Source organism: Trinickia soli (assembly GCF_002879855.1).
Classification (GTDB): Bacteria; Pseudomonadota; Gammaproteobacteria; order Burkholderiales; family Burkholderiaceae; genus Trinickia; species Trinickia soli.
The window spans coordinates 1-414 of the sequence record NZ_PNYB01000084.1 but is presented as its reverse complement, the minus strand read 5'-3'; the positions used below and the strand labels follow the sequence as shown (position 1 = coordinate 414).

The window sequence follows — 414 nt, the reverse complement described above, 5'->3', positions numbered from 1 at the left end:
TAGTTACAGCAACTCTATTGGCTTTCAAAATGCATCTGGTAATGTTAGTTCCAATAAAATTATAAATCTTCTGCATGGATTTATTTTCTGTGAATCCCGCTTTTTTCAGATCAACCTGTTCTAATATATTGTGCAATAAAACCACTGTTTTATATCCAAAAAATCTCAAAATCATAGGTAACAATAATCCCAAGGCAGAAGGTATTTTTTTATCTCCAAATTTTACAAACTGAAGATTAAATAAAATTACATCTGGTTGTTCTTGTCGAACTGCATTAAGAATAGAAAAAATAGTGGTGTAACTGTTAAATCTCCAACATTCTTTAACTTTAACTTTTTCTTTTTGGTCAAAGTCTAATTGTTTCGCTTCAAGTGTTTTATCCGATAATAAAATTAATTCGGCTATTTCTGAGT

At 29.2% G+C, this 414-nt stretch carries 1 protein-coding gene; it reads right to left on the bottom strand.

The annotated features are described in order from the left end of the window. Positions 1–414: glycosyltransferase family protein (locus C0Z19_RS28380; RefSeq protein WP_199180805.1), on the bottom strand; the 414-nt coding region annotated here is incomplete at both ends.